Annotated in this window: 24 protein-coding genes; 11 read left to right on the plus strand and 13 right to left on the minus strand. The window is 56.2% G+C overall.

Translation table 11 applies throughout. From position 1 onward, the window contains the following. Window positions 1-73: 73 nt before the first annotated feature. Window positions 74-625 carry a signal peptidase II gene (gene lspA, locus H7846_RS09765; RefSeq protein ID WP_255460525.1) on the minus strand — a complete coding sequence of 184 codons (552 nt, stop codon included), beginning with the start codon at window positions 623-625 and terminating at the stop codon, window positions 74-76. Between the two features lie 93 nt (window positions 626-718). Beyond that, complete coding sequence (gene ileS / locus H7846_RS09770; RefSeq protein ID WP_186691755.1) at window positions 719-3661, minus strand: isoleucine--tRNA ligase; 2943 nt, start codon at window positions 3659-3661, stop codon at window positions 719-721. 336 nt (window positions 3662-3997) lie between these two features. Between ileS and H7846_RS09775 the strand changes: the two genes are divergently transcribed. Then, on the plus strand, window positions 3998-5080 hold the full coding sequence (locus tag H7846_RS09775) for an energy transducer TonB (protein ID WP_186691756.1): 1083 nt from the start codon (window positions 3998-4000) through the stop codon (window positions 5078-5080). Between the two features lie 73 nt (window positions 5081-5153). On the opposite strand, the gene H7846_RS09780 is transcribed toward H7846_RS09775, so the two are convergent. The 3 genes from H7846_RS09780 to H7846_RS09790 are packed head-to-tail and all read right to left on the minus strand — an operon-like array spanning window position 5154 to window position 7902. Further along, entirely contained in the window at window positions 5154-6866 is a 1713-nt protein-coding gene (locus H7846_RS09780) for a methyl-accepting chemotaxis protein (protein ID WP_186691758.1), read from the minus strand. 54 nt (window positions 6867-6920) lie between these two features. Further along, the gene (locus H7846_RS09785) at window positions 6921-7244 is read right to left on the minus strand and encodes an energy transducer TonB (RefSeq protein ID WP_186691760.1); all 324 of its coding nucleotides are present in this window, start codon (window positions 7242-7244) and stop codon (window positions 6921-6923) included. A gap of 55 nt (window positions 7245-7299) precedes the next feature. Further along, the gene (locus H7846_RS09790; RefSeq protein ID WP_186691762.1) at window positions 7300-7902 is read right to left on the minus strand and encodes a class IV adenylate cyclase; all 603 of its coding nucleotides are present in this window, start codon (window positions 7900-7902) and stop codon (window positions 7300-7302) included. A 54-nt stretch (window positions 7903-7956) separates the two neighbouring features. Here H7846_RS09790 and H7846_RS09795 point away from each other — a divergent pair, with 54 nt between their 5' ends. Continuing rightward, on the plus strand, window positions 7957-8973 hold the full coding sequence (locus tag H7846_RS09795; RefSeq protein WP_186691764.1) for an L-threonylcarbamoyladenylate synthase: 1017 nt from the start codon (window positions 7957-7959) through the stop codon (window positions 8971-8973). Between the two features lie 264 nt (window positions 8974-9237). On the opposite strand, the gene H7846_RS09800 is transcribed toward H7846_RS09795, so the two are convergent. Then, window positions 9238-10392, minus strand: coding sequence for a DNA polymerase III subunit (locus tag H7846_RS09800; protein WP_186691766.1), 1155 nt, complete (start codon window positions 10390-10392; stop codon window positions 9238-9240). A 507-nt stretch (window positions 10393-10899) separates the two neighbouring features. On the opposite strand from H7846_RS09800, the gene H7846_RS09805 reads away from it, so the two are divergent. Then, a complete protein-coding gene (locus H7846_RS09805) occupies window positions 10900-11295 on the plus strand; it encodes an RNA-binding S4 domain-containing protein (RefSeq protein WP_186691767.1) in 396 nt (131 codons plus the stop codon). A 210-nt stretch (window positions 11296-11505) separates the two neighbouring features. On the opposite strand, the gene H7846_RS09810 is transcribed toward H7846_RS09805, so the two are convergent. After that, window positions 11506-12018: an SRPBCC family protein gene (locus H7846_RS09810; protein WP_186691768.1), complete on the minus strand. Its 513-nt coding sequence runs from the start codon at window positions 12016-12018 to the stop codon at window positions 11506-11508. Continuing rightward, window positions 11999-12346, minus strand: coding sequence for an ArsR/SmtB family transcription factor (locus H7846_RS09815; protein WP_255460526.1), 348 nt, complete (start codon window positions 12344-12346; stop codon window positions 11999-12001). Before H7846_RS09815 ends, H7846_RS09810 begins: the two co-directional genes overlap by 20 nt. Before the next feature lie 207 nt (window positions 12347-12553). Here H7846_RS09815 and H7846_RS09820 point away from each other — a divergent pair, with 207 nt between their 5' ends. Together H7846_RS09820 and H7846_RS09825 are read left to right on the plus strand one after the other, a co-directional pair. Continuing rightward, complete coding sequence (locus H7846_RS09820) at window positions 12554-13435, plus strand: 3-keto-disaccharide hydrolase (RefSeq protein ID WP_186691770.1); 882 nt, start codon at window positions 12554-12556, stop codon at window positions 13433-13435. Between the two features lie 105 nt (window positions 13436-13540). Continuing rightward, complete coding sequence (locus H7846_RS09825) at window positions 13541-14470, plus strand: catalase family peroxidase (protein WP_186691771.1); 930 nt, start codon at window positions 13541-13543, stop codon at window positions 14468-14470. 13 nt (window positions 14471-14483) lie between these two features. Here the strand turns inward: H7846_RS09825 and H7846_RS09830 are convergent, their stop codons facing one another. Together H7846_RS09830 and H7846_RS09835 are read right to left on the minus strand one after the other, a co-directional pair. Then, window positions 14484-15353, minus strand: a complete 870-nt coding sequence (locus tag H7846_RS09830) for an aldo/keto reductase (RefSeq protein WP_186691772.1) — start codon at window positions 15351-15353, stop codon at window positions 14484-14486. 71 nt (window positions 15354-15424) lie between these two features. Continuing rightward, window positions 15425-17527, minus strand: a complete 2103-nt coding sequence (locus H7846_RS09835) for a S9 family peptidase (RefSeq protein ID WP_186691773.1) — start codon at window positions 17525-17527, stop codon at window positions 15425-15427. A 128-nt stretch (window positions 17528-17655) separates the two neighbouring features. On the opposite strand from H7846_RS09835, the gene H7846_RS09840 reads away from it, so the two are divergent. The 3 genes from H7846_RS09840 (at window position 17656) to H7846_RS09850 (ending at window position 19873) form a co-directional block, all read left to right on the plus strand. Beyond that, window positions 17656-18336, plus strand: coding sequence for a DUF4142 domain-containing protein (locus tag H7846_RS09840; RefSeq protein ID WP_186691775.1), 681 nt, complete (start codon window positions 17656-17658; stop codon window positions 18334-18336). 46 nt (window positions 18337-18382) lie between these two features. After that, window positions 18383-19177 carry a TPM domain-containing protein gene (locus H7846_RS09845; RefSeq protein ID WP_186691777.1) on the plus strand — a complete coding sequence of 265 codons (795 nt, stop codon included), beginning with the start codon at window positions 18383-18385 and terminating at the stop codon, window positions 19175-19177. 111 nt (window positions 19178-19288) lie between these two features. Continuing rightward, window positions 19289-19873 carry a LemA family protein gene (locus tag H7846_RS09850; protein WP_186691779.1) on the plus strand — a complete coding sequence of 195 codons (585 nt, stop codon included), beginning with the start codon at window positions 19289-19291 and terminating at the stop codon, window positions 19871-19873. A gap of 74 nt (window positions 19874-19947) precedes the next feature. On the opposite strand, the gene H7846_RS09855 is transcribed toward H7846_RS09850, so the two are convergent. Continuing rightward, on the minus strand, window positions 19948-20295 hold the full coding sequence (locus H7846_RS09855; RefSeq protein ID WP_186691781.1) for an STAS domain-containing protein: 348 nt from the start codon (window positions 20293-20295) through the stop codon (window positions 19948-19950). A 14-nt stretch (window positions 20296-20309) separates the two neighbouring features. Beyond that, window positions 20310-20750: an ATP-binding protein gene (locus tag H7846_RS09860; protein WP_255460527.1), complete on the minus strand. Its 441-nt coding sequence runs from the start codon at window positions 20748-20750 to the stop codon at window positions 20310-20312. A gap of 250 nt (window positions 20751-21000) precedes the next feature. Between H7846_RS09860 and H7846_RS09865 the strand changes: the two genes are divergently transcribed. Then, complete coding sequence (locus tag H7846_RS09865; RefSeq protein ID WP_186691782.1) at window positions 21001-22041, plus strand: CgeB family protein; 1041 nt, start codon at window positions 21001-21003, stop codon at window positions 22039-22041. On the opposite strand, the gene H7846_RS09870 is transcribed toward H7846_RS09865, so the two are convergent. Beyond that, window positions 22042-22572 carry a molybdopterin-dependent oxidoreductase gene (locus H7846_RS09870; RefSeq protein WP_186691784.1) on the minus strand — a complete coding sequence of 177 codons (531 nt, stop codon included), beginning with the start codon at window positions 22570-22572 and terminating at the stop codon, window positions 22042-22044. Between the two features lie 54 nt (window positions 22573-22626). On the opposite strand from H7846_RS09870, the gene H7846_RS09875 reads away from it, so the two are divergent. Continuing rightward, window positions 22627-23130 carry a NuoI/complex I 23 kDa subunit family protein gene (locus H7846_RS09875; protein ID WP_186691786.1) on the plus strand — a complete coding sequence of 168 codons (504 nt, stop codon included), beginning with the start codon at window positions 22627-22629 and terminating at the stop codon, window positions 23128-23130. Window positions 23131-23219: 89 nt separating this feature from the next. Further along, window positions 23220-24335, plus strand: a complete 1116-nt coding sequence (locus H7846_RS09880; protein WP_186691788.1) for a homocysteine S-methyltransferase family protein — start codon at window positions 23220-23222, stop codon at window positions 24333-24335. The last annotated feature ends 1 nt before the right edge of the window (window position 24336 follow it).

Consider the following 24336-nt stretch of genomic DNA (forward strand, 5'->3'; position numbering starts at 1 on the left):
ACCCCCTGGTTGCTCGCGAAGAGCATACCACCAGTGACGAGGCATTGCAGTGTAGGAGGGGAACTGGGCAGACTCAATTTTCCGGTTGTGGTCGGATGACCTCAATCATGAGCAGGCAGGCTCCGATGACGATAGCGGAGTCGGCAAAGTTGAAATCGGGCCAGTGGTAAGGGCCGACATGAAAGCCAATGAAGTCGATGACGTAGTGGTAGACGACGCGGTCGTAGAGATTGCCGACGGCCCCTCCGAGGATGAGCGCGAGTGCAATGCACGTGAGGTTGAGGCATTTGCAGGTGCGGAGCAACAGGACTCCCACGATGAGGACGGCCGCGATGGAGAAGAGGATAAGGCCGCGGCGCACTACGTCGGGGGAGGCAGTGTCGGCGAGGAAGCTAAAGGCCGCGCCGGTGTTGAGCACGTGGGTGATGTTCAGGATCCCGGGGATGACGGTGTGGGAGCGTCCTACGGGAAGATGGTGAACGATGAACTTCTTCGAGACGTGGTCGGCGATGGCGACGAAGGCAGAGAGCGCGAGCAGGAGAGGGAAGTAGAACCGTCGTCGATCCATGGACTGGCGCGGTTTGGGGTCGAACTCGGTGGGCGGATACTCGTAGCGCTCTGGCATCTGGTACCTCAGGGGCTAAAGCCCCTTTGATTTATTGCGATTCTTGCGGCACGGCTAAAGCCGTGCCCTTAAGCAAAACAACTTGTTGACGTTTTATGAAGCTGCATAAGGAGGATACCCGATTGCGTCAAGAGCATTGGCACAACGTTCGCAGACAGAAGGATAACGATGATCCTGCCCTACATCTTTGGTATAGCGCCAACAGCGTTCACATTTGGCCCCGTCGGCATTTATTGCTTGCACAGAGAACGTTTCCTTCGTCGCTGTTCCCACAACTGAATTCGTGTGAACAAGGCCAACGTCGGAAGTTCCGAAGAGCTCTGGAAGAATGCGCTCGTACCGGAGCGCAAGCTGATAGAGCGGGTCTTGCTCTGTTGCGGAAGATATCCAGCTAAGGACTACGCGAGCCTCTGCTGACTTTCCGATTAACTTTGCCGCTCTTTGATCTTCTAAGACTTTTAGAACGATATCTCGCAAGCTAAGAAGCTGGTTCCAATCTCCTAGAATTTCATTGGTATTAGTGGGAGCGATCTCGGCAGTATCGGGGAAGAGCGCGAGGTGCACGCTCGGCTCGCGGCCTTCGACGGCGGGTAGTGATTGCCAGACCTCATCGGCAGTGAAACTGAGGATGGGGGCTACGATGCGTGCGAGGGCATCGGTGATCTTGTAGATCGCAGTTTGGGCAGAACGTCGTGCAGGGTGGTTCGGAGCGAAGGTGTAGAGGCGGTCTTTGAGCACGTCGAGGTAGAGAGCGCTCAGCTCAGAGTTCGCGAACTCGTTGAGCAGGTGGTAGACGCGGTGAAACTCGAACTCGGCATATGCTTTGCGAGCCTTGTCGACGAACTCCGCCGTGCGTGCAAGGATGTACTGATCGATAGGCTCCAGCTTCGCGAAATCCTGCACAGCATCGGTGGCCGGGTTGAAGTCGTGCAGGTTGCCGAGCATGAACCGGAAGGTGTTGCGGAGCTTGCGGTAGATCTCCTCGGCAAGGCGCTTGAGCAGAGGCAGGCTGGCGACGACGTCTTCACGGAAGTCGACTGAAGCGACCCAGAGGCGGACGATGTCACCGCCAAGCTGATTCATCACCTCGACGGGATCGATAAAGTTGCCGAGAGACTTGGAGAGGGCGCGGCCCTTTTCGTCCAGCGTCCAACCATAGGTAGCGACGGTCTTGAAGGGCGCACGGTTGTGCAGGCCGATGGAGCAGAGCAGTGAGGACATGAACCAGCCGCGGTGCTGGTCGCCGCCTTCGGCGTAGAGGTCGGCGCGGGGATCGGGGTCTCCGGGCTTCTGCTGGACGTCGGGGTCGACGTCCATGACAGCGTGGCAACTTGCTCCGGATTCGAACCAGACATCGAGGATGTCCATTTCTTTGCGGAACTCGGTGTGGCCGCAGGAACAGGCTGTGCCGGAGGGCAGAAGCTGCTCGGCGGGATGGACGTACCAGGCGTCGGCGGATTCGCACATGAAGAGCTGGACGATGCTCTTATTGACTGCCGGAGTATTGAGAGGCTCGCCGCACTTGCGACAGAGGAAGACCGCGATGGGGACACCCCAGATGCGCTGGCGCGAGATGCACCAGTCGGGCCGGGTGGCGACCATATTGGAGATGCGCTCCTTGCCCCAGCCAGGGTCCCAGGTAACGCGATCGATCTCCTGCAATGCACGCTCGCGGAAGGTGATTTCTTCTCCGGTGGGTGTGGACATCTTCTTGTCCATCTCGATGAACCACTGCTCGGTGGCGCGGACGATGACGGGATTGTGACAGCGCCAGCAGTGTGGGTAGGAGTGCTCAAGCTGCCCGGCGGCAAGTAGTGCGCCTTTCTCCTTTAGCAGCTCGATGACGACCGGATTGGACTTGAAGACGGTAAGTCCTTCGTAGGGTTTGCCATCGGTGTTGGACTGGCGGCCAGCGTCATCGACGAACTGCACGGGGGTGAGGTTGTAGCGCACGCCAGTGGCGAAGTCGTCGACGCCGTGAGCAGGCGAAGTGTGGACGGCGCCGGTGCCTTGCTCTGCGGTGACGTAGGAGGCCAGCGTACCAAGGATGGTTCGATCGAGGAACGGATGCTGGAAGGTGACGCGGTCAAGCATCTCGCCTTTGAAGCGGGCGATCTCAGTCGTTTCCGTGAGGTTGCAGGCGGCTTTGACGGAGGCGGCGAGCGCCTCAGCGACGATGTAGACGTTACCGGCAGAGTTACGCAGAGCGACGTACTCCATCTCCGGATTGAAGGCGACGGCCTGCGATGCAGGAAGCGTCCAGGGCGTAGTGGTCCAGATGATGGTGTAGACCGGTTGTCCTGCCAATGCAGGGTCGATTGCCGCAGGGTCGCTGGTCAGCTTGTAAAGGACGTAAACGGAGGGCGAAGTGTGCTGCTCGTATTCGACCTCGGCTTCGGCAAGTGCGGTGCGGTCGTGGAAGCACCAGTAGACAGGCTTGAGTCCCTTGTAGACGAATCCTTTTTCGAAGAAGTCGTAGAAGGTCTCAAGAATGCGCGCCTCGTAATCGGCATCCATCGTGGCATAAGGCGTAAACCAACGGCCAAAGATACCCATGCGGATAAACTGCGAGCGCTGCAGATCGAGATACTTCTGGGCATACTCGCGGCAGGCACGGCGGACCTGAATAGGGTCCATCTCGAGCTTCTTGCGACCAAGTTGCTCGTCCACCTTGATCTCGATGGGCAGGCCGTGGCAATCCCAGCCCGGGACATAGGGAGCGTCGAAGCCAGCCATGGTCCGGGTCTTGACGACGAAGTCCTTGAGCGTCTTGTTGAGAGCATGGCCTAAGTGGATGGCTCCATTGGCGTAGGGCGGGCCGTCATGCAGAATGTAGCGGGGAGCGCCGGCACGGGCGGCACGAATCTTCGCATAGAGGTCCTGCTGCTTCCAGGTCTCGAGACGGATCGGCTCGTTGATCGGGAGGTTTGCCTTCATAGAGAAGGCGGTCTGGGGCAGGTTCAGGGTCGACTTCAGGGGCTTGGCCTGAGGCTCGGACTGGGAGGCTTCGGGCTTGGTTGCAGTTACATCCGGCATTGCTTCTTTATGCTCGCTTTTCAAGGAGTAAGCCAAAGGTCTATTGTATCCGGGGTTATAGCCGTCGCGCAGGAACTGCACCTCGACGGTTCTGAAGAATATAACGGTATCCAACAGAAAAAGAGAGACAATCCGGGGGAAGGTTACGTCCAATCAGACGAGCATCACGGGGCGAATCTTTGTAGAATGATTCCGGAGCCAGTTGCCCTGCCTTCGCGGTACAAATGAGAATGAGTCGGCGGAGACCGACAGCAATGAATGGGAGACGGATGATTTCCCCAGGAAACCGGCGGCAGGAGGGACCAGCCCTCGCCGTCGTTGAGGCAAAGCAGCTTAATGGCGAATACTTGGTTGAATACACCGGACGATAATTCCAGGGATGAGGCAGTTACGACGCTGCCTCCAGCGGTCGAAGCCCCGAAGCTGAACGAAGAGACGGAAGGGTCGATGTGGGCATCGCTCGTGTCGAATCTTCGCGATGTTTTTACCCCTGTGAAGCAGACTCCCCTGATGTTGGAGTCAAAGCCGGTTGATAGCGATCTGATTATTGAGCAGGAAGGCGTCTTCACCTCCCTGAAGAACAGCATCCGCGATGTCTTTTTTCCGCAGAAGTTACCTCCGCTGGTGCTGGAATCCAAACCGATTGCGGTTCCCGATCTTCTGAAGACGAAGCAGAACCCTGCTGCTACAGGTTCTGCAATCGCTATCTACGCTCTTCTCTTCCTGCTGTTTGCGTGGCTGCTCCACAAGAAGGTTCCGTTCGCGGCCCCGGTGAAGCAGCCTGAGCTGACGAACGTTTCCATCCCTCCGATGGCACCCATGAAAGCCCAGTCGATGGGCGGTGGTGGCGGACAGCGTGGGCCGACTCCAGTGACGAAAGGATCGCCACCGAAGTTTGCCGAACAGCAGATCGTCCCGCCGAAAGCTCCGCCGTTGCAGGAGCCGAAGATCAAGATTGACCCGACGGTGGAGGTCCAGAAGGATGTCCACATGGCCACTAATCTTCCGAACTTTGGCTTACCAAACTCTCCGCTTGCTGGAGTTTCGATGGGCAATGGTTCTGGCACGGGATTGGGCTCAGGCAATGGTTCGGGTATCGGTCCGGGTTCAGGCGGCAACATGGGCGGCGGCCCGAGGCGAATCGGCGGCGGCGTCTCTGCACCCCAGCTGATTTATTCGGTCGAACCGGAGTTTTCCGAAGAGGCCCGCAAGGCCAAAGTCGCCGGTAATGTACTGGTGAACCTGTGGGTCGACACCAATGGCCTGCCCAGCCATGTACGCGTCATTCGCGGTGTGGGCATGGGGCTGGATGAAAAAGCAGTTGAAGCGGTGAAGCAGTATCGCTTCAAGCCAGCGATGGAGAATGGAAAACCGGTTCTGGTAGAGCTGAACGTCGAGGTCAACTTCCAGATCTTCTAGAACAATGTCTAATGCCCAGGCGATAAGGGTAAACAGGAAGGGCTTGTCTAAACAGACAAGCCCTTCAACCTTTCTATGCTGCTCGCGAAGCCGCGGGAACGGAGTGGGGAATGGTCTCGATGGACCGGCCCAATTTCATACTGTGAGATTGCAACTGGAAGCGATCCACCTGTTCCTCGAGCATGACGGTGGTGCTGCGTAGCGATTCGATTCCGGAAGCCGTGGTTGCCATCCCGGCAAGGTTCTCGTTGCTGAGCGAGTGGATCGCGTCGAGGCTGGCCGAGGACTGATCTGCTGCCGCAGCCTGCTGTGAAGCGGCGATCGCAATCTGAGTGATCATCTTATCGACACGCTCGGCCATGCCGATGATGCGTTCCAGAGCCTCACCAGCCTGGTTCGTAGTGACAACGCCTTGCTGCACGGTGCCGGTGCCGCTCTCCATGCTGGAGATGGCAACGCGAGTACGGTCCTGGATCTCCTGGATCATGGTTGCGATCTCGCCTGTCGCCTGAGCGGTCGATTCCGCCAGACGCCGGACCTCACCGGCAACGACGGCGAAGCCGCGACCGTGGTCGCCCGCGCGTGCAGCCTCAATAGCGGCATTAAGCGCGAGCAGGTTGGTCTTGCGAGCGATCTCGTCAATGACCGTAACGATCTGCGAGATGCGCTTGGAGTCCTCGCCCAACAGCCCGACAGTCGCAGAAGTTTCCGTGACAGCCGTAGCGATGGAGTGCATGGAGCCGAGCACCTGCTTAACGATGTCTCCACCTTCACGGGCAGTCTGAGCTGCATTGCGGGCCGTCTCTGCGGCTGATTGCGTGTGCCGCGAAACCTCAGCGATGGAGGCCGACATCTCCTGCATGGCAGTGGCCGCCTGCTGGGTCTGCTGGCTCTGCTGGTCGATACGGCGATGAATTTGATCGGATGCGGTACGCATAGAGGCGGTGCTTCCGGTCAGAGAGCTTGCCGTTTGTACCACGGTGCCGATGATCGAGCTCAGATTCGATTGCATCTTCTGCATGGCCTTGGCCAACGTCCCGATCTGGTCATTTCCGTACAGGTGGTTGAGCTCGTTTCCGGTCAGGTTGCCCTCAGCGATTGCATCGGCGCGTTCGGCGACGAGATCGATAGAGCGAGTGATGCGACGGGAGAGAACGAAGGAGATGACTCCGCCGACGATAGCGCCGATCAGCGTTGCAATCCAGAGCGTCCATAGGGTGGAGCTGTTCGCCCTCTGAAGCTCGGTGATCTCAAGATTGGCCTGCTCCATTTGCGAGTCACCAAGATCGCCACTTAATGCGAAGAGAGATTTCTCCAGAGGAAGAATCTGGTTCTGAAAGACGTCGTATGCCTGGGCAGTTCCTTGAGAGGTCTTGGATTCATTCAGCTGTTCAACCTTCTCCTCCAGGGATTTCAGGGTCGTGAACCCAGTCTCGATCTCGCGAATCCGTGTGGCGTCGTATCCCAGGTTGCCCTGTGCGACGTACTGGCGGAGTTTGGCCATGGATTCTTCCGCCTGAACGAGATATTGCTGACGCCCGCGGCGAAAGGCGGCGGAAGAGGCTGGATCGATGCCGAAGAGCATGTAGGACTCCAACGCATGAACGCTATAGAGCATTCTGACCCTCAGGTCGCGCGTCGTGGCATTGATGGGAATATGTTGTGTGGTCGCGCTGGTGGCCAGCCGATTGGCCTCCCGGATACGCGTGGTTGCCGTAAAGGCGCTAAGGAGCATCGCCAGGATCAGAGCTCCTGTCGCAAGGCCGAGCTTGTGTTCAAGTTTCATAGTCTTCCTGTCGCTGAGTGAGATGTGAGCGGGCGTGTCTTTTTTGGTACAGAACTATTGGGCGGCGGCAAAATTGACATCGACGGTCATGCTGGTTGTTTCTGTAGCAGGCTCAAAGCGCCAGCGCTTGACTGCATCCTGGGCCGCTGTGCCTAGAAGCGCATGACCGGATTCCACTTTGGCGTCGGAGACCGAGCCATCCGGGAGTACGGTTGCCAGGACGACGACGACCCCACTGACGTGCATGCGCTTTGCAAGCTCTGGATAGACGGGAGCCACCTTGCTAACCACAGCGCGACGACCTGCAGCCAGCGCAATGCCGGTGCTGAGCATCAGCAGAAAGAGAAGAAGGGGGAGAGATCGACGAGTGTGTTCCACGCATTACCTCCAAAAATGAATTTCAGAGGTTCTATCGGCAAAAGAGAGGTTTGCTTTAGTGGCAGGTCAGCGCAGGGGTAGCGCACTCGGCAAAGGTCAGATTTTCAGCGCTGCTTCCGGTGCTCTCTTTCCATTTAAGAAAAAGTTTGCCGTAACTGTCTGTGAGACAGATCGCCGGATTGATGGAGAGGTCAATCAGGGTACGATCGATCCACACTGGAGGGCCTTCGAGTTCGGCATAGGTACCGATGGGAGTCTCATCCACAACGACATGCGCGCCGGGAACATCGGGGTGTGACCACTCTGTGCGGTACTTTTCGTAGGTGAAGGCAGGACCGTAGCCGAGCTGTTCGAAGATGCGCCCAAGTGCGGTTCCGTCAGCGACGGTGGTCTCAGTTTCGATCCGCACCTTGTAGCGTGAGGATTCGATAGAATTCTGCGGATTTGTACGTTTATGCGTGAGGGTGCAGATGTCGCCGTACTGGCGGATGCGGAGGATTTCAATGCGTGCGCGGAGATCGCGAGTAGGTGTGTCGTAGAGAGTGTTGTGTTCGAAGGTGCGCGGTGTTTCGATGTGGAAGCCGAGTTCGAGAAGACGCGCCTGAAAGGCTGCGGGATCGGGGACGGGGAGCTTGAGTTCGATCTCAGCGTTCGACATGGGCTGAGTATACGGCGGTTCGCGTTTCGATGGCAGCGATAGGATGGAGAAGATATGTCCACTGGAAAGACAGAACGGCTTCAAGGCCCCGAGGGAATAATGCGTGCGGCTGAAATCTTGAGAAGGGGTGGTACGGTCGCATTCCCAACCGAGACGGTCTATGGACTCGGGGCGAATGCCATTGATGCCACAGCAGTTGCGAAGATCTTTGCAGCGAAGGAGAGGCCGGGATGGGATCCGGTGATCGTGCATGTCTGTGATCGGGAGATGGGGGATCGGGTGGCGGAGGTTTCTAAGTCCGCAGAGCGACTCATGGAGGTGTTCTGGCCAGGGCCACTAACTCTGCTGTTGCCTCGGAAGGCTGTCGTTCCGGATACGGTGACGGCGGGTAGGCCGCTGGTTGGAGTGCGGATGCCGAGGCATGAGCTGGCGCTGGCGCTGATTCGAGAGGCTGGGATTCCGGTGGCGGCTCCGAGCGCGAACCGGTTTGGTAGGACGAGTCCCACGACTGCTGTGCACGTTCTGGGTGATCTGGAAGGGAGGATCGATGCAGTGCTCGATGGCGGCCCAACTGAGGTTGGAGTTGAGTCGACCGTGATTGGCCCTGCGGAGGATGGTCCACACTGGGTCATGTATCGACCGGGCGGTGTTTCCAAAGAGGCTCTAGAGGCGGCCCTGGGAACAGGCGAAGTGGAGATGTTTCGCCCAGCTGACTCATCTCGAACTCCAGAGAGTCTGCCTTCACCAGGGGTTGGGATTCGGCATTATGCTCCGCGGGCGCGACTGGTATTGGTACAGGCAGAGGGGCTTGATGTTGCTGTGGAGCGAGTGGCAGAAGGTGGAGCGAGAGCTGGAGTCATGCTGCCGGACGGTTATGTGGTTTCGTCGGCTTCAGCGATCTATCCGTGGGGAGCGTGGAGCGACGGTGAGACGTTAGCGCGTCGACTGTTTGCCGGATTGCGCGAGCTGGATGAGGCGGGAGTTGAGGTTATCGTTTGTCCGGTGCCCGAGATGAGTGGAATCGGCGAGGCGATTCGGGACCGACTCAGGAAGGCTGCGCGGGAAAAGTAAAGAATTCAGTTACAAACCCCAGCTTCCTCATTTATGCCAGAAGAAAGCATAGAAGCGTTGCCAGCAGTTTCTGCAGCGATAAGGTCGAAGCAGAGCCAACGCGAGGGGATACTCGAACAAGCGGTACCTTGATCGCTTTACGTCATTTTTCTCGCCACAACTATGGCAGTAAAACAAGGGGAGCATGAACGATCCTTTTGTTTAGGAAGGTTCTTTTATTTATAAGGATGCTTCTTGAATAGATAAAAAATGGTTTGCGAGAACTTAGCGAGCTGAAGAGGCAAGCTGTTCGGCGAAGGCATCGAGAGAGAGCCCGCGCAGGAGATTGCGGCGCATCCCGCTCCAGACCTGGTCGAGCCCGCGCGATGCCTGCTCGATCCATTGGAAGGAGACGGTCTGGGCGAGGCGCTCAAGCTCGGCGCGGAGATCGGCGTTGCGGACCAATTCCGGAGTTCCGGACTGAATGAGAAGAATGTCTTCTAACAAAAGAGAAAGAGTGCGGAGAAGATTGGTGGTTTTCTGCTGTCCTTCAGCACCGGCACGGTAGGTCTCGGTCATTTTGAAGAGTGCGGTGTGATCAGGATCATTGATGGCGCCGCGAAGAAGGAGCATGGCATCGGTACGAGCTGCGGTATAGGCGGCGAGATCGAAGCCGAGGGCGCGTCCTGCAGCCCCTTGAGCAAGTCGAGCGATGAGGGTGCGCTGTTTTGCCGGAATGTCGTGGCGGCGATCGCTGAGCAGCATCTCGATTTCGTCGACCGGAAGAGCACCGAGGCGGACGAGGGCGCAACGGGAGCGAATGGTGGGGAGAAGCTCCCCCGGATTTTCGGCAAGAAGAATGATGTGGACGGTTGCGGGAGGCTCCTCAAGAACCTTGAGCAGGGAATTGGCGGCCTCCTTCATGAAAGAAGAGGCAGTAATGATGAAGACCTTTCGTGGAGCTTCGGCGGGCAGGTAGTTTGAACTTTGGATGAGGGTGCGAACCTGGCCGAGCTTGATGAGGAGCTGTGGGGGATCGGGCGGAACGATCAGGACGTCGGGGTGAGGCTGAACCAGGACGCGGGTTTCCTTTTTGTCGGTTTCGCGGAGCTCTTCGCGGGCGGCGACGGCTTTATCGACCTCTTCCTCGAGGTTGAAGGCCGTGGCGATGCGGGTGCAGTTGCGGCAGACTCCGCAGAAGCCGGCGAGAGAGAGGCCGTTGGACCAGAGATCGCGGGGCTGGCGCTCACACTCGATCGCCATGGTGAGCATCAGGGCGAGAGTGTACTTTCCGGCTCCGGCAGGGCCGGAGAGGATGAGAGCGTGCGGGAAGCGACCTGCGGCGATAGCAGTCCGAAGCTGCTCGACCGCGGTCGAGTTTCCGAGAAAGGCGTTGAAGTCAGATGGAGGTGAAGTTGTGATTGTTGTCTCTGCAGTCATTCCCACCCCCCTATCTTAAAGTGCGCAAAGTATTCGATCCAGATAACTTAGGCTCGTACTTCTTCGGGATGCCTTTTGGATTTATATGAGGCGGATGTCCCGAGGAAACGTTTAGTTTCATTTTAGAGGAAGCAGGTGGGGGAATCTGCACCTCGACCGCAATTCTCACGGACGGTGTAAGTCGGAGGAGAGAAAGGGGTTGGCGATGAAGGCGCGAAGATGGTTCCTCTGAGAGGGATTGACAGGGAGTTTGGATGGAAGGCCGGGGTGAGTGAAGTTTATGTCCACATAAACGCAGATCCTTCGACTACGGCGGTTATACCGCTTTCGCTCAGGATGACACATTGGTTTAGAAAGATTTTTGTCGACAGAATGAGGATAAGTGCGGGGATTTCCCCGCTTTGGCGGCGTTGCCGTCTTCGGTCGAAATGACACTTTAGGGGGTGAATTCGGTCGAAGTGGCCCATCGGTGGAATGATGATTGTTGAAGGAGCATTGCGGGGATCCATGGAATCGGTACGGATGGATAAATGGCTTTGGGCAGCGCGGTTCTTCAAGACCCGTGCGCTGGCAGTAAAGGCATGTGAGCTGGGCAGGATCGAAAGCCGAAGAGCGGGTGCGACCTGGCAGCCAATGAAGGCCGCGCGCGAGGTGCACGTGGGCGAGATGTTGAAGGTGCGGAATGCGTCGGGCGAGTTTGAGATTGAAGTGTTGAGCGTAAGTGAGGTTCGTGGGCCAGCTTCAGTAGCCCAGGGTTTGTATCGGGAGACGGAAGAGAGCAAGGAACAGCGACGCTTGCTGACCGAGGCCAAAAAGGTGATGCCGGTCTATGAACGAGTGTGGGAGAGTGGAAGGCCGACGAAGAGGGACCGGCGGACGATGGAACGACTCCGGGGGAGGTAAAGGGATTGGGACGAGCTTCGTTTTCGAGCTGCACCGCGAGCGGTCTGAGTTTGCGGATGAGTGCATTGGTCTGAAGTCAACAGATGAGCCAAGCGTCACTTATTGAAAAGGCGGCTATTCGGCCGCGCGGCGAGAAGCCTGTTCTAACCAAGCCTTCGCCGCCAGCCTCAGCTGTATCTCGCACATGGCGATCGTCAAAACGTCCACTTGCTATTTCGCCGGCACAAGCTCCGCAACAACTGCGGCAACTTTATCGAGTATCTGAATCCAGCCCTCCATTTGACCGCTATTTTTCGCGCTCTCCATGGGTTCGTTTCCGATGAAGGTAAGTTTCGTCTGGCCGTTTCCGAGATCCTCAAAGAGGGTCACGTCGTACGCACCGTCGATAGACTCCTGTTCTATTCCTAATTCCGCAGGATCGATCTTGTTTCCCTTCGAGTCGGAAAAGTACATGGAAGAAACGATCTTCTCGTACGGGACAATTTCGTAATATTCAACCGTGTTCCAGCCGCAGATCTGCCCATCCGGTGCCTTCATGCAGCAGAGAAGTTTTCCTCCAACGCGAAAATCCATCTCACAAACCGGCGCAGTAAAACCCTTCGGTCCCCACCACTGCATGATGTACTTCGGGTCTGTCCACGCCTTCCAAACCAACTCACGTGGGGCATCAAAAATTCTTGTAACGACCATCCGCTCAATTTCGCTAACCGTGTTTTCTGCCATCTGAGGCCTCCTCTTTCTTCATTTGATTTACAACTACATCCAGCTTGTCGAAGCTCTCTTCCCAGAATCGGCGATAGCTAATCGCCCAGTCGCTGACTGTCTTGATCGCCTCGGGTCTGAGCGTGCAGACACTCTCTCGTCCACGCTTCGTCTTGATCACGATCCGCGCCCGCACCAGATAGGCAATATGTTTTGAAATCATCTGCTGTGAGAGTGCAAACGGTTCTGTCAATCCATGCACAGAGGCTGGCCCGTGGGAGAGTCGCTCGATCATTGCCCGGCGGGTTGGATCAGACAAAGCCGCAAATGTTGTACCCAATTTATCCACAACCATATGGTTGTGTATAGTCTAGCCAAATGTCAAGTGTCAAACGCATGTCCCTGTACACTCAGCACCTCCACTTCGTTGCCGCTTAGGAGCGTCAACCTCGGTCGGAATGACATCTTCCAAATAACGACAAACTGTCGCAAGAACCCTCTGTTCCGCTAGACTTTTGTCGGAAAATGAAACGTCTCAATTTTGAGGATGAAATCTATGCGGTGGTTTTCGTGTGCTGATTCTGTTTGTTGCCTGCTTCCGGCGATTGTGATGAGTACGGGGATGCTTATGGCTCAGGTGGTTCCATCAGCGCTGGAGTCGCCACCGGCGCGTCCTCCGCAGGCTGGACCGCATGGGGAGAAGCTGCCGGGAATGCCGAAGTTCCATGATCCTGCGCCGTATGACATCAATGAACATACGGGATACCAACAAATCTTCGACGGCAAGACTCTGAATGGGTGGGATGCCGATCCCAGCATCTGGCATGTAGAAGATGGCGTGATGGTGGGGGAGACGTTTGAAGGCAAGCCGAAAGGGAATAACTACATCGTCTACCGCGGGGAGAAGGCGAAGGACTTCGATCTGAAACTGCAGATGAAGATTGAGAAGGGCGGAGGCGGCGGGATTCAGTATCGGAGCGTAACGGGTGTGCCTTGGACGCGACCTCAACCTGCGGGCCTGCCTCCGTATGACCTGAAGTTCATGATGACCGGGCCGCAGGCAGACTTCTGGTTTCCGGTGAATGAGAGATCGGCATCGTATACGGGGCAGTGGTACTCGGAGAATACGATGCAGGGGATACTTGCCTATCGCGGACAGGTAACGCAGGCATTGCCGGGACAGACGAACCGTCTGGTGGCGAACATCGGCGACAAGCAGGCGCTGGGTGGTTATGTGAAGGTGAATGAGTGGAACGACTATGAGATTATTGCGCGGGGTGGGGTGATGATGCACATCATGAATGGGCAACTGATGGCAGTGTTTATTGATGACAACAAAGATTCGGTGAACAATCAGTCGGGATTGATTGGATTTGAGATTGAAAGCCAACCCAGCAAGATTTCGGTGCGGAACATATGGTTACGGAAGTTTGATTAGTTTCGGGTTGTCCAAATCATTCTTCCTCGATGGTAGCGAAGCGGGTAAGACATCTTCATCCTCAGATGAGGATTGTGATTTAGTCTGCGAGGAAGGAGAGCAACGATGCCACTACCAAATGATGAGACGTTGATTGCCCTAGGTGAGGAGATCCTAACGGAGTTTGAGAAGGTATTTGGCCCACACCCAGGTTTCAGGCCAGCTCACGCCAAGGGCCTGATGCTGACAGGACGATTCACTCCTGCTGATGGAGCAACTTCTCTAACCAGAGCTCAGCACGTGACACAGGCCTCAACGCCGGTGACGGTGAGGTTTTCAAATTCGACTGGACTTCCCCTGATTCCGGATAACGATGCCGGAGCCGATCCACGTGGGATGGCGATTCGTTTTCATCTGGCGGAGCATGTTCATACCGACATTGTGTCGCATTCGGCGAACGGATTTCCTGCGACCAACGGAACGGAGTTTCTGGAATTTTTGCGCGCGGTGACTCAGCCGGACAAAGGCAAGGTACAGGAGTTTATTGGGAGCCATCCAAAGGCGCTGGCGTTTGTGCAGTCGATTACGCCGATGCCGGTAAGTTTTGCCGAGGAGCGCTATTTTGGACTGACTGCGATGAAGTTTACGAACAAAGACGGAGTCAGTCGATTCGGAAGATATCTCATATTGCCCGAGGCCGGAGAGAAACATCTGAGCGCCGAGGAAGCCGCGGGCAAGGGGCCAGACTTCCTGTTCAACGAGTTGAATGACCGAATCAAAAACGAGCCAATCCGGTTCAAGATTACGGTTCAGGTTGCAGAAGACGGTGATCTTGTGGACGATGTAACCGTCCACTGGCCGCCGGAGCGGAAGATGGTCGATCTGGGGACGATTGAGTTAGCAGAGCTGGTTGCCGACAACGAGCGAGAACAGAAGCAGATCATCTTCGATCCAATTCCGCGATTGGATGGAATTGAACCTTCCGACGATCCCTTGCTGGAACTGCGCGCTGCGGTGTACCTGATTAGTGGCAGGCGAAGAAGAGCGGTTTCATAAGAACGACAGCTAGTTATGCTGCGGCGATCTTCTGCGTGAGATCGTCCTGCTCTTTGCGCGATTCGGCTCCGATGGTGAATGCATCGAGGACCCCAGTAGAAAGTGCATAACGAATGGCCTCGGCGGGGCGGTCTCGAAGATCGCCCTGGCCGAGGATCTTCATGCCGACGATTCCTTTGCCATCGGCGCGCATCTTTTTGATCTCTTTGAGAACCGTGTCGGGATCCGCGTCCATGTGAGAGCCGATTGGGTTGAGGCGAACAAGATCAACTTCGACCCAAGGCGATGCTGCCGCTGCGCGGAGGGCCTCAATGGTATGGCAGGAGCAGCCGTGGGCACGAATGATGCCTTTCTGCTTTGCTTCACTGAGTACATCCATTGCGCCACGATAGCGTGTGGTCCAGTCTCCTTCCGTGACGCAGTGAATAAGAAGAATGTCGATGTAATCGGTCCCGAGTTCGCGGCGATAACGATCGAGAGCACTCCGAAGCCTGTCAGGCTCGCGGATATCAGATTTGGTCATGATGACGACTTTGTCTCGCGGAAGCTGCTTTACAGCTTCGCGAACATTCGGGTGTGAGCCGTAGGAGTCGGCTGTATCGAAGAAACGAAGTCCATTCTCGTGGTAGCCGTCGAGAAGAAGACGGGTGAAGGGATTTGAGCCAAGACGGGTTTGGTTGGAAGCACCACCGAATCCAACAGTTCCTGTACCCATTGCCAGACGAGAGGTGCGGATGCCGGTCTTGCCGAGGGTGACCTCGTCATGGGCTGTGATTTTTTTCGCGAGAGGTTCGAGACCGAGTGTAGAGGTAGGGGAGTTGCTGGCGAGCCAAACGGCACCGAGGCCCTTGGCAGTGCGGCGAAGGAAATCTCTCCTCAGCATAGCGGCACCTCACTTGCGGGATACGATACGCCTGCAAGTGAGGTTGTGGCTACGACGGTTGGATTCTGTTGTTACGACTTGCTTTCCTCAACTGCTCCCAACTCAAGGAGAAAAAAGGCGTAGTCGAAGGCGATCTCCTTGAGGTAGTCATAGCGGCCTGAGGCTCCTCCGTGACCTGCGTCCATGTTGATGTGAAGGAGCAGGGGAGTGTCGTTCTTCTTCAGGGTTCGCAGCTTGGCGATGTACTTGGCGGGCTCCCAATACATGACCTGCGAGTCGTTGAGGCTGGTTTTGACCAGCATGGCGGGATAATCGCCGGGTTTGAGATTGTCGTACGGCGAGTACGACCGCATGTAGGCGAAGGCTTCGGGCTCGTTAGGATTTCCCCACTCTTCGTACTCGGCGACAGTGAGGGGCAGAGAGGCGTCGAGCATGGTGTTCATGACGTCGACGAAGGGAACATGCGACAGCACGACGCTGAAGAGATCGGGTCGCAGGTTGACCACAGCACCCATGAGCAGGCCTCCCGCGCTGCCGCCTTCTATGGCGACTCGATTTTTTGCGCCATAGCCCTGAGTGACGAGAGCTTCCACGATGGCGATGAAGTCGGTGAAGGTGTTGCGCTTGACCATCATCTTTCCAGCATCGTGCCAGGTGTCGCCGAGGTCGCCGCCGCCGCGGATGTGGGCGTAGGCCAACACCAGACCACGATCGAGCAAGGACAGACGAGCGGGACTGAAGCTGACAGGAAGAGGATAGCCATAAGAGCCGTATCCGTAGACATAGAGCGGATTCGTTCCGTCCTTATGGAATTGGTCGCGGCGATAGACGAGTGAGACTGGAACGCGAACGCCATCGCTGGCAGTGATCCAGAGACGCTCGGAGGCATAGTGGGAGCGATCGAAGCCCCCGGGGATCTCCTGCTCCTTGAGTAATGTGGAGGCTCCCGTGGCGACGTCGTACTCGTAGACCGAGGCAGGGGAGACGAGGGACTGGTAGCTGTAACGGAACTTCGTGGTGACGAATTCGCGGTTGATGTGAGCCATTGCGGTATAGGCAGGCTCAGGGAAGCTGATCTCGCTAGGAGTTTCGAGGCTTCCATTGGCGGAGAGTTGTGAGACGGCGAGTGTGGGGAGTCCTTGCACCCGTTTGGAGATGACGCAGAATGAGTCGAATACCTCGAAATCTTCAAGTGGAGCTTCCTTGTCCTCCGGAAGCAGCTCCGTCCAGGCTTCTCGACTTCCTCCGTCGACAGGGACAGTGACGACGCGGAAGTTTTTTCCGGTGTCGTTGACACGGATATAGAAGAGTCCGTTGCGATGGTCGACAGAGTACTCCTGCTCGTCCTGGCGAGGGGCAATGACGAGGAAGACGCCGCCGGGAGTATCGGCGGGGAGATAGCTGCACTCGCTGGTGGTGTGGCTCCCGGCCTCCATGAGTAGATATTTGCCGTCGCGGGTCTTACCGACGCCGATATTGAAGCGCTCGTCGCGTTCCTCGTAGATCATGGCATCGTCGATGTTGTTGTCGCCGAGACGATGGCGGAAGAGCTTGTCCTGGCGCTTGGTGACCTCATCTTCAGTTGTGTAAAAGAGCGTGTGCGAATCGGCGGCCCAGGCGATCGAGCCGACGCGTTCTGCGGTATCGGGGTAATCGGAGCCGGTGGTCAGATTGCGGATGTGAAGGGTGTACTGACGGAAGCCGGTATTGTCGGTGGAGTAAGCCAGCTTTTCGCCATCAGGGGTTACGACCATGGCTCCTACAGCCATGAAGGGCTGATCGACTGCGAGCTGGTTGACATCGAGGATGATTTGCTCTGGTTGAGTGGCGTCGTAGATTTCGCCAATGGCCTTTCGACGGCAGTGGATGGCATACTGGCTGCCTTCGACAGTGCGCGTGTAGTAGTACCAGTCGCCGAAGCGGAAGGGAACAGACTCGTCAGTCTCCTTGATGTGGGAGAGCATCTCGGTATAGAGCTTTGCCTGGAGATCCTCGGTAGGCTTCATGAACGCACTGGTGTAGGCGTTCTCGGCTTCGAGGTACTCGATGACTTCGGCGGAATCCTTGTTGCGCATCCAGCGGTAATCGTCTTCGAGAACCTGGCCGTGAATCGTGGTCGGTGAGGGGTCGCGGCGGGCTACCGGTGGAGTGACGGACGAGAGTGTCTTTTCCATGTTCCTGCAAGGATATCGTGTTCTGTGGAGAGATTTTAGGGCAACCTTTAGGCTTCGCGGAGGCACCAACAATCAGGTTGATTATTGCTGCGGAGATAGGGCTACAATGATCGACCAAAGGGGGCTCTATGACTCGTATTCTCTCTATGTTTGTATTTAGTTCTGTGCTTGGCCTGACGCCCACGATTCTGGCGCAATCCGATCCGATGGGAATTCCTGCTTCTCAGACGCAGCCGAATCAGCCGGGGCGGGTGCAGGCCCCGACGACATCGCTACAGGACTCCAGTGGAGCTCCAAATGACACGATTCAACACATGAAGGACAAGATGTTTGTTCGGAAGGCAGCGGAAGGTGGGCTGGGCGATGTTCAGTTAGGGAAGCTGGCTTCGGAGAAGGGGGCGAGCGAAGATGTGAAGTCGTTTGGACAAAAGATGGTCGATGATCACACTCAACTGAACAAGGAGATGGCTGAGCTGGCGGATACCATCGGTACGATGTTGCCGAAGAAGATGGGGAAGGCAGACCAAACTGAGTACGAGAAGCTGAATGGACTTTCGGGAGAGGATTTCGACAAGGAATATATCGCCTATATGGTGAAAGACCACCACGAGGACCTACGTGAGTTTCGGATAGCATCCACCAGCACGACGGATTCAGAGGTGAAGAATGTTGCAGATCGCGGAGCGCGACTGATTCACGATCACATGGTGATGGTGGACAAGATGGCGCATGACCGGGGAATTCCAATGCCAGGACATCGTCCCAAACCCGAAGTAAGCTCTGGGCAGATGCCTCCTTCGGCCCAATAGTGGATATAGTGCTGTGTTTTGATTGCGAGCGTAGAATAACCAGACGATGAACCGAATCACACGATGGTTGGGGATCGTTGTACTGCTGGTGTTGCCACTGGCAGTGTCGGCTGAGTCGGTGAAATCTCTTCCGGCTCCCACCGGCTATATCAACGATTTTGCGGGAGTGCTTTCGCCTGCAACGAAGCAGCAGATGGAGACGCTGTGCAGTCAGGTAGATCGCCAGGCGCATGCGCAGATCGCCGTTGTCACCATCAAGACGCTGGATGACGACCAGACGATCGAAGAGTTTGCCACTGAACTGGAAGACAAATGGGGAGTCGGAAATAAGGACGATCGCGGTGTGTTGATGGTCCTTGTCATGCACCCGAGGCGTGGCCGCATTGAGGTGGGCTATGGGCTTGAGGGCATCCTGAATGACGCCAAGGTCGGTGATATTGGGCGTTCCATGGTTCCTGCGGCCAATCAGGGAGACTACGACACGGCCGTTCCTCTGGGGGTAAGGCAGCTTGCGTCGATCATTGCTGCCGATGCAGGGGTGGCGCTGACGATTCCAGGACAGCAGTATCGCAGGCAGCCAGTCCGAGAAGAACCTACGCCTCTTAGCTTGACCCAGGTTCTGATCGGCGGCGGAGTGATTCTGCTTCTTCTCTTCTTCCTGGCTCGTACAGGCAACCTGGGGCTCATCTTCTTTCTTCTTGGGAATATTATGGGCGGCGGGAGAGGAGGGTATTACCGTGGAGGTGGCGACGACCGCGATGGTTGGGGTGGCGGTGGCGGCGGTGGAGGATTTGGCGGGTTTGGTGGTGGTCGCTCCGGAGGTGGGGGAGCCAGCTTTTAGAAGTACCGTTCAGGGGCCGCGCAGAGATGTCATAACAAGTGAGTACTGGCGGGGTGATACGATAGCACCTCGGCCCGTAAACCAAGCTCAGAGAGGGGAATACTAGAAAACATGAAGCCTTTATGGATTGTTTTGGGTGTTGTTGGCCTCATCATCCTTCTGCTGCTTTTTGCAGGCGGAAGTTACGTGAGCACCAAAAATACTCTGGTGCAAAAGAACGAAGCGATCAACCAAGCCTATTCGCAGGTTAACGTGGTGCAGCAGCGGCGTCTGGACCTGATTCCGAACCTGGTGGCTTCGGTGAAAGGTTATGTGGCGGAAGAGTCCAGCGTTCTTACGAATATCGCCAATGCCCGTGCAGGTGTGTTGGCGGCTGGTTCTGACCATTCGGCTAACATCGATGCCAACCGCAAGCTGGATGTCGCCCTGGGGCCGTTCTTCCGGCTACAGGAGCAGTATCCCAACCTGAAGGGCAACGACCAGTTCATGCGGCTGAATGACGAACTGGCGGGAACGGAAAACAGGATTGCGGTCGAACGGCAGCGATACAACCGGGTGCTGGAGGACTACAATGTCTACGTCCGGCAGTTCCCCAACAGCATCTGGGCCGGCATGGCTGGCTTCCACTACCGTGACGAGTATTTCAGGGGGAACCCGGAGAACAGTGTCGCGCCCAAGGTCGACTTCTCTAAATAAGTAGAAGCCGATTGAACCTTGGCACGAAGAAAGGCCGTTGCCCATCAGCAACGGCCTTTCTTATGGAAGAAAATTTAGCGGGTGAAGGAAGAGATTGCAGAAGCCTCGTCATCGCGCACGTCGAAGACGGTATAGAGCTTGGTGATCTGCAACAGGTCCTGAACCTTCTTGGTGAGATTCAGCAGCTTTAGTTCGCCACCGGCGTTCTTGACCGTGGTGAAGGCGCTGACCAGCTCGCCAATACCCGAGCTGTCGATGTAGTTCACATCGGCCAGGTTGAGCAGAATCTTCTGCTGTCCTTTAGCCAAAAGGTCGCGGACTGCATCGCGAATCGTTACACTGCCTTCGCCGAGGGTAATACGTCCGCTCAAATCCAGAATGGTGACGCCGTCCACTTGGCGAGTAGATACTTTCATGCTCATGTTTACTGTTCTCCTTAGGTCCCCGACTTCGCGGGTGTGCGGTGCTTGATGAGGGTCAACTCGGTGCCAGGATGTAACTGGCGAAAGTTTACCTCATCCATAAAGGCCCGAATCAAAAAGATGCCGCGTCCCGATCCCCGCAAGATGTTCTCTGGCGCCAAGGGGTCCGGAAGGGTGGTCGGATCTAATCCTGGCCCCTGGTCGGTGATGCGGATCACGAGGTCTTCGGCGGTGGTTTCAAACGATGCCGTGATGTGCTTGTTGGTATCGTAGGCGTTTCCGTGCAAGACGGCATTGACTGTCGCTTCGCGCACTGCCATGGCGATATAGGGAATCGTCTCTTCATCAAAGCCAGCGCGCTGGGCGTACTGCTCAGCTGTCTGTTCAACCTTATTGACGCTATCCAGGGTTGAATCCAACGTGTAACTAACGCGGCTTGTCGTTGAGTCGGCCAAGACTATCCTTGAGATTCCTATGTGCCCGTCGTCAATGGCAGACAACAGCGATGATGGCAGTGTGCTTGTGCTTGCCTCGATTGTCAAGATTGAGCCTCCATGCCGCTTTTCTCCTTCCATCGAGGGGAAGGATTGCATGAGTGACACCATACACTTTGGCCCGGCAGATTGGGAAATGGCGAGTTCTACGAAGATTCACATTGCAGTGCAATTCATTTCATAGGCAGGAATCGTAGATAATCGAAGACGAATGAAGATTCTTTACGCTGCGAGCCTTTCTCCGAACGACTCGGCGTTGTACCGGCAATGGGCGCTGGAGCGCCTGGGACACGAGATCGTTCCCCTGAATTTCCTCCCTTACATGCCTCAAAATCCCCTATTGCACCGCATCGTATACCGAGCGGTGCTGGGGCCGCACGTAGACCGGTTTAACCGGGATGTGATTGAGCTTGCTGAGCGGGAGCGCCCCGACGTGCTCTGGGCCGATAAGCTGCTGTGGATGCGCCCCCGTACTCTTGACCGGCTTCGTGGGATGGGGATTACGCTCGTCAGCTATATGATCGACAACCCCTTTGGTCCACGTCAGGATCCGGGTTGGAGGGTGTATATGAAGAGCATCCCCCATTACGATCTCCACGTCGTGCAACGCGATAAAAATATCGCCGATTATCGCTCGCGAGGCGCAAGAGACGTCATCAAGATCCAGACGGCGTATGAGCCTACGATCCATTTCCCCCCGCCAGAGGGGTGGTCGGATCGGGACCGCGACCGGGAGGTATCGTTCGTTGGCACGCCGTATGACGATCGCGCCGATACGCTGGCACGGCTGTCAAATGAGTTTGGGGTGACGATCTCAGGCAATGGACGGCAATGGCGACGCGCACTTGGACCAGAGGCGTTTTCGAAGCTCTATCGCGAAGGAGAGTTATACCGACAGCAGTATCGGGAGGCGATCTGGCGATCGAAGATTAATCTGAGCTTTATCACTCACTCCAACCAGGACGAGTTTGTCCATAAGAGCTTTGAGATTGCGGCCTGCGGAGGGTTTCTGCTCGCCGAGCGCTCCCAGGGGCATATGGACCGGTTTGTGGAAGGAGAAGAGGCGATCTTCTTTACCGGCTTTGACGAACTCGCCGAGAAGATCCGTCGCTACCTGCCGGACGAAGAGGCCAGGGCACGTATCGCCACCGCTGGACAGAGGCGGGCGCAGCAGGATGGTTATCACAATGACCGTCAGGTCGAGTTGATCGTCGAGCGCGTGGAATCGATTATGCACTCGGCGCGCAGCTGATTATTCCGCGACGGTCACCAGACGAATTGCTGCAAGATTTCGGACCCAGCGTTGAGGTTTCTTGTCGGCGCTGGCAACGAGTTTGAGCTGTCCATCTTCGCCAAGCGGCTGACCATTCATCGAAGTAGCGATAATGACGTCGGCAGAGTGTTCCGACGGTTCGATTTCGGTCACGGAGTACAAGACCCAGTACTTGTCTGTTCCCTCGGCAGTGATATAACTGCGCAGCATTGTGCGGTGAGTTGCCTGCCCCACGGCGAAGCCATGTTTTGCAAGCAGATCTCCCAAGGCTGCTCCAGTATAGGTTTCGTCTTTTTGTGTGTGCGGGTTGTGTACGGTAACGCTCTTTTGCGGCAGAACGGCCAATTCGGCCTGAGTTACGGTTGTGGTTTTACCGTCGATCGTGAGTTGCAGCTCCGTGGAGGGAATGGCCTTTTTGTGCTCATGTCCTGCTGGCGTTTGGCTGTAAAGGAAGTTGTTGGTCGGAGACAGAACCAGGGCAAGGATAACGGCAAAACGAGAGATTCTCATGGTTGTCCTAAGACAAGTACTTTTCGGTTCTTTTGTACAGGCTATACTTAACCTATGTCCATCATTCGCAATGCCGCTGCTATCGCCAAAGGAATGAGCGTTACTCTGAAGGAAGCCTTTCAGCCGACTGAGGTTGAGAACTATCCGGACGGCAAAGGACCGATGCGCGGCGCGAAGTTTCAAGAGCGGTTCCGTGGCAAACACCAGCTTCAACGCGATGAGAATGGCCTGGAGAAGTGTGTAGCCTGCTTTCTATGTGCGGCTGCTTGTCCTTCCAATTGTATTTATATCGAAGCTGCTGAGAATACAGCCGAGCATCGCATCTCGAGCGCAGAGCGTTACGCCAAGGTCTACAACATCGACTACAACCGCTGCATCTTTTGTGGTTACTGCGTAGAGGCTTGCCCAACGGACGCAATTACACATGGACACGGTTTTGAGCTGGCATCGCTGAATGCGACGACGCTTGTGATGCGCAAGGAAGACCTGCTGGTTCCTGGTCCACATGTTCCCGATGTTGTGCAGTCGGATAAGGACAAGGCAGAGGTTCTGGCCTAAAGCTACAAGAGACATCAAGATAACGGATCGCGAATGCGCCCGTTGATGTGAGTTTGCATCGTATAGCGCCTGAAGGACGTCAGATTAAGATGACCACGAACCGTCAGCATCCTCTGGAAAAAATTCTCGAGAACCGAATTGCCATTATTGATGGCGCGATGGGTACGACCATCCGTACCTATGACATGAAGGAAGCGGACATCAGGGGAGAGCGTTTTAAGGGTGCGAAGAAGGACCTGCTGAATAATGGTGATCTCTTCTCTCTGACACAGCCGAAGATGATCGGCGATATCCATCGCCGGTTTCTGGAGGCTGGGGCAGACATTATCGAGACAAATACATTTGGAGCGACGAGCATCTCGCAGAGCGAGTTTTTTGTGGATGATCCGCGAGAGCATGGTGGCCGGAAGGACCCTGAGTTTTACCAGAAGATCGTTGATGATCGTTTTCTCGACGATTTGGCCTGGGAGATCAACGAGCAATCCTCTCGTCAGTGCCGCGAGTGGGCGGACCGCGTTGCGAATGAGACTGGGCGCCAGCGCTTTGTGGCAGGAGCCATTGGACCGTTGACCGTGTCGTTGTCGAACTCGCCGGATGCCGACGATCCCGGCTTCCGGGTGGTGACCTTTGATCAGGTGAAGAAGGCTTATGCGCAGCAGGTGCGCGCGCTGATTGCTGGAGGCTCTGACCTGCTTCTGATCGAGACGATCTTCGATTCGCTCAACGCCAAAGCTGCGTTGGTCGCCATTCGAGAGGTTTTCGACGAGGACGGTTTGACGGCGCAGGGAAGAGAGCTGCCGATCATGATCTCGGCTGCCGTGGGACGTGGTGGCGAAACGATGATTTCTGCCCAGACGGTCGAAGCTTTCTGGAATGCAGTGGAACATGCCAAGCCTCTCTCGGTTGGACTGAACTGTTCATTGGGGCCGGATCTGATGTATCCCTTTTTAGAAGAACTGTCTTCGAAGGCTGATGTTGCGGTTTCGGCTTATCCAAATGCGGGATTACCCAATCCTCTTTCGCCGACGGGATTCGATCTCAACCCCGAGGACATGGGGCGTTACCTTGGCGATTTTGCGAGCGGTGGCCTGATTAACTTCGCAGGCGGCTGCTGCGGGAATACTCCTGAGCACATTGCGGCGATTGCGAAGGCGCTTGAGGGGAAGGCTCCGCGACAAATCCACCGGATTGAGGCTGCAGCGTGAG

The organism is Edaphobacter sp. 4G125 (assembly GCF_014274685.1).
Taxonomy (GTDB): Bacteria; Acidobacteriota; Terriglobia; order Terriglobales; family Acidobacteriaceae; genus Edaphobacter.

Excerpts from the sequence above, each read along its gene's own strand:
- H7846_RS09795 (WP_186691764.1), top strand. The coding sequence starts at position 7,957 with ATGTCCACTGGAAAGACAGAACGGCTTCAAGGCCCCGAGGGAATAATG.
- H7846_RS09805 (WP_186691767.1), top strand. The coding sequence starts at position 10,900 with ATGGAATCGGTACGGATGGATAAATGGCTTTGGGCAGCGCGGTTCTTC.
- H7846_RS09810 (WP_186691768.1), bottom strand. The coding sequence starts at position 12,018 with ATGGCAGAAAACACGGTTAGCGAAATTGAGCGGATGGTCGTTACAAGA.
- ileS (WP_186691755.1), bottom strand. The coding sequence starts at position 3,661 with ATGCCGGATGTAACTGCAACCAAGCCCGAAGCCTCCCAGTCCGAGCCT.
- H7846_RS09790 (WP_186691762.1), bottom strand. The coding sequence starts at position 7,902 with ATGTCGAACGCTGAGATCGAACTCAAGCTCCCCGTCCCCGATCCCGCA.
- H7846_RS09830 (WP_186691772.1), bottom strand. The coding sequence starts at position 15,353 with ATGCTGAGGAGAGATTTCCTTCGCCGCACTGCCAAGGGCCTCGGTGCC.
- H7846_RS09865 (WP_186691782.1), top strand. The coding sequence starts at position 21,001 with ATGAAGATTCTTTACGCTGCGAGCCTTTCTCCGAACGACTCGGCGTTG.
- H7846_RS09870 (WP_186691784.1), bottom strand. The coding sequence starts at position 22,572 with ATGAGAATCTCTCGTTTTGCCGTTATCCTTGCCCTGGTTCTGTCTCCG.
- H7846_RS09850 (WP_186691779.1), top strand. The coding sequence starts at position 19,289 with ATGAAGCCTTTATGGATTGTTTTGGGTGTTGTTGGCCTCATCATCCTT.
- H7846_RS09875 (WP_186691786.1), top strand. The coding sequence starts at position 22,627 with ATGTCCATCATTCGCAATGCCGCTGCTATCGCCAAAGGAATGAGCGTT.
- H7846_RS09825 (WP_186691771.1), top strand. The coding sequence starts at position 13,541 with ATGCCACTACCAAATGATGAGACGTTGATTGCCCTAGGTGAGGAGATC.
- H7846_RS09855 (WP_186691781.1), bottom strand. The coding sequence starts at position 20,295 with ATGAGCATGAAAGTATCTACTCGCCAAGTGGACGGCGTCACCATTCTG.
- H7846_RS09845 (WP_186691777.1), top strand. The coding sequence starts at position 18,383 with ATGAACCGAATCACACGATGGTTGGGGATCGTTGTACTGCTGGTGTTG.
- lspA (WP_255460525.1), bottom strand. The coding sequence starts at position 625 with ATGCCAGAGCGCTACGAGTATCCGCCCACCGAGTTCGACCCCAAACCG.
- H7846_RS09780 (WP_186691758.1), bottom strand. The coding sequence starts at position 6,866 with ATGAAACTTGAACACAAGCTCGGCCTTGCGACAGGAGCTCTGATCCTG.
- H7846_RS09820 (WP_186691770.1), top strand. The coding sequence starts at position 12,554 with ATGCGGTGGTTTTCGTGTGCTGATTCTGTTTGTTGCCTGCTTCCGGCG.
- H7846_RS09840 (WP_186691775.1), top strand. The coding sequence starts at position 17,656 with ATGACTCGTATTCTCTCTATGTTTGTATTTAGTTCTGTGCTTGGCCTG.
- H7846_RS09880 (WP_186691788.1), top strand. The coding sequence starts at position 23,220 with ATGACCACGAACCGTCAGCATCCTCTGGAAAAAATTCTCGAGAACCGA.
- H7846_RS09835 (WP_186691773.1), bottom strand. The coding sequence starts at position 17,527 with ATGGAAAAGACACTCTCGTCCGTCACTCCACCGGTAGCCCGCCGCGAC.
- H7846_RS09800 (WP_186691766.1), bottom strand. The coding sequence starts at position 10,392 with ATGACTGCAGAGACAACAATCACAACTTCACCTCCATCTGACTTCAAC.
- H7846_RS09775 (WP_186691756.1), top strand. The coding sequence starts at position 3,998 with ATGGCGAATACTTGGTTGAATACACCGGACGATAATTCCAGGGATGAG.